We start from the raw sequence: 2,777 nt of genomic DNA on the forward strand, positions 1-2,777 counted from the left end.
ATAGCCGGCCGCGTAGTCAGCGTTGCTGTGCTCGGACATCGAGGTGCGGACCCCTGGTGGAGTCCGGGTCACCTCCCGGGAATGTGGCGGCTGTCGTGGACGGTGCCCCACACTAGAGGGTCCCTCCGTCACACGGCGACTTGCGGGACGATCCCCCGGTCGCCGCGGGGTTCCGCCGAGGTCACGTACGCCGTACGGGCGCCGGGCGCACGCCCGCGCGATTACTCCGCGCCGGGCTCACCGCGCCGGGATCGTGCCGCCACCGGCCCGCAGCACCGGTTCCGGCACCGGCTACAGCGCGGCTTTCTTCAGGCGGCGCCGCTCGCGCTCGGACAGGCCGCCCCAGATGCCGAAGCGCTCGTCGTTGGCGAGGGCGTACTCCAGGCACTCGGACCGGACTTCGCAGGCGAGGCAGACCTTCTTGGCCTCGCGCGTGGATCCGCCCTTCTCCGGGAAGAAGGACTCGGGATCGGTCTGGGCGCACAAGGCGCGCTCCTGCCACCCGAGCTCCTCGTCCGCCTCCTCGACCAGCACCTGCTGGAACAGCTCGGTCATCTGCGCGCCCCTCGCCTTTGCTTCCCCGTGATGTTGCCGTTACTGAATCGCCTGAACGGACACGTGTGAAATTACAGGTACGCCGATCTGGCACAGTCAAGCCGGGATCTGCTATTGGACCTCTTATTCACCCTGCGGCACCAAGCCCTCGTGAATAGTGTTCATATCGGCCAAGACCATGACAGTCCGATAGACCGCGATCCCGGTAGGCCGCCCTACCGAGGGAGACGATCGGGGCTACGGCGTCGTTGCGGCCCGCCCGGCAAAGCGAAGAAGATCACAGTCGCGTCACGGATGCACAACGGCACCCCGGCCCCGATGGTCGCCCTGCGGTTGGTCGCCGTCTCTCCGTACAACGGGGTGAATAAACCTTTCGCCACGCCCGGCAACCGGAAGGTGTGAATCCTTGCGGGAAACCCGGACATCCAGTTGACAACCACCGTCCGGATCCGCTCTGCTGATGCGTATGTCGGGCCCGTGGCCGTACCGGCCGAGCGAGGAGTGTCCGAGCTGTTGTAGCCGCTGAGGCTCCAGCTCCGCTTCCTGCTGCCTGCCCCCGCAGGCCACCCCTCTCCTCCCGCTCCACCCCCACACTCCTCGCGCACCACACACGCCAAGGACTCCCGAGCCCCATGCTCAGTGACATCCAGATCGGCGGCGACCCGCTCGCCTTCCCCCACCTGCTCCCGCCCGCGCCCGCCCACCCCGCCACCGTCGCCGACTTCGCCGGCCTCGCCCGCGCGCTCGCCGCCGACCGGGACGCCTGGGCGCCGCTCGTCGACTACGACCCCGTCACCCGCTGGTACCACCGGCTGCGCACCGGCCCCGGCTACGAGGTGTGGCTGCTGAGCTGGCTGCCGGGACAGCGCAGCGGGGCGCACGGCCACGGCCCGTCCTCCGGCGTACTCACCGTGCTGGAAGGGGAGTTGACGGAGCGCGCGAACCACACCCCGCGCACCCTCACGCCCGGCGCGCAGCGGGTCTTCGCGCCGGGGTACGTCCACGAAGTCGTCAACGACGCGCTGACACCCGCCGTCAGCCTGCACGTCTACTTCCCCGCCCTCACCGAGATGCCGATGCACGAGGACCGTCCCTCCCGGACAGCAGTCGCCTGCTGCGCCGCCCACCGGACACCCGAGCCCGCCCACCGCTGAGCCCGGCCTGCAAGACTGGGCGCCATGCGCATCGTTGTACTGGCCGGCGGGATCGGCGGCGCCCGGTTCCTTCGCGGCCTGAAGCAGGCAGAGCCGGACGCCGACGTCACCGTCGTCGGCAACACCGGCGACGACATCCACCTGTTCGGCCTCAAGGTCTGTCCCGACCTCGACACCGTGATGTACACGCTCGGCGGCGGCATCCACGAGGAACAGGGCTGGGGCCGCGCCGGCGAGACGTTCGCCGTCAAGGAGGAGCTGGCCGCGTACGGCGTCGGCCCCGGCTGGTTCGGGCTCGGCGACCGCGACTTCGCCACCCACATCGTGCGCACCCAGATGCTCGGCGCCGGCTTCCCGCTCAGCGCCGTCACCGAGGCGCTGTGCGACCGCTGGCGGCCGGGCGTGCGGCTGCTGCCGATGACCGACGACCGGGTCGAGACGCACGTCGCCGTCGAGGTGGACGGCGAGCGTAAGGCCGTCCACTTCCAGGAGTACTGGGTGCGGCTGCGCGCCTCCGTGCCCGCGCTCGCCGTGGTGCCCGTCGGCGCCGAGCAGGCCAAGCCCGCGCCCGGCGTACTGGAGGCCATCGCCGAGGCCGACGTCGTCCTCTTCCCGCCGTCCAACCCCGTCGTCAGCATCGGCACGATCCTCGCCGTACCGGGCGTCCGCGAGGCCATCGCCGACGCGGACGTGCCCGTCGTGGGCCTGTCCCCCATCGTGGGCGGCGCCCCGGTGCGCGGCATGGCGGACAAGGTGCTGGCCGCGGTCGGAGTCGAGTCGAGCGCCGATGCGGTCGCGCTGCACTACGGCTCCGGGCTCATCGACGGCTGGCTCGTCGACGAGGTGGACGCCGCGGCGGTGCCGGCCGTGGAGGCCGCCGGGATCCGCTGCCGGGCGGTGCCGCTGATGATGCGGGACACGGACGCGACGGCGCGGATGGCCGCGGCGGCGCTGGAGCTGGCTCAGGAGGTACGGGCATGACGGCGGACGCGGGTACGGACACCGGCACCGGCACCGGCACCGGCACAAGCACGGAAGCCGGCACGGCCACCGCGGCAGCGGACGGCG

The 2,777-nt window shown here is 71.5% G+C and carries 3 protein-coding genes; 2 read left to right on the forward strand and 1 reads right to left on the reverse strand.

Translation table 11 applies throughout. The features are described from left to right. Positions 1–291 precede the first annotated feature (291 nt). On the reverse strand, positions 292–555 hold the full coding sequence (locus tag H5J30_RS25685) for a WhiB family transcriptional regulator (RefSeq protein WP_018840771.1): 264 nt from the start codon (positions 553–555) through the stop codon (positions 292–294). Between the two features lie 632 nt (positions 556–1,187). On the opposite strand from H5J30_RS25685, the gene H5J30_RS25690 reads away from it, so the two are divergent. Both H5J30_RS25690 and cofD read left to right on the forward strand, forming a co-directional pair. Further along, positions 1,188–1,709, forward strand: a complete 522-nt coding sequence (locus H5J30_RS25690) for a cysteine dioxygenase (protein ID WP_181789725.1) — start codon at positions 1,188–1,190, stop codon at positions 1,707–1,709. A 24-nt stretch (positions 1,710–1,733) separates the two neighbouring features. Beyond that, positions 1,734–2,690: a 2-phospho-L-lactate transferase gene (gene cofD / locus H5J30_RS25695; protein WP_181789726.1), complete on the forward strand. Its 957-nt coding sequence runs from the start codon at positions 1,734–1,736 to the stop codon at positions 2,688–2,690. The last annotated feature ends 87 nt before the right edge of the window (positions 2,691–2,777 follow it).

Source organism: Streptomyces phytophilus (assembly GCF_013870535.1).
Classification (GTDB): Bacteria; Actinomycetota; Actinomycetes; order Streptomycetales; family Streptomycetaceae; genus Streptomyces; species Streptomyces phytophilus.

Excerpts from the sequence above, each read along its gene's own strand:
- H5J30_RS25685 (WP_018840771.1), bottom strand. The coding sequence starts at position 555 with ATGACCGAGCTGTTCCAGCAGGTGCTGGTCGAGGAGGCGGACGAGGAG.
- H5J30_RS25690 (WP_181789725.1), top strand. The coding sequence starts at position 1,188 with ATGCTCAGTGACATCCAGATCGGCGGCGACCCGCTCGCCTTCCCCCAC.
- cofD (WP_181789726.1), top strand. The coding sequence starts at position 1,734 with ATGCGCATCGTTGTACTGGCCGGCGGGATCGGCGGCGCCCGGTTCCTT.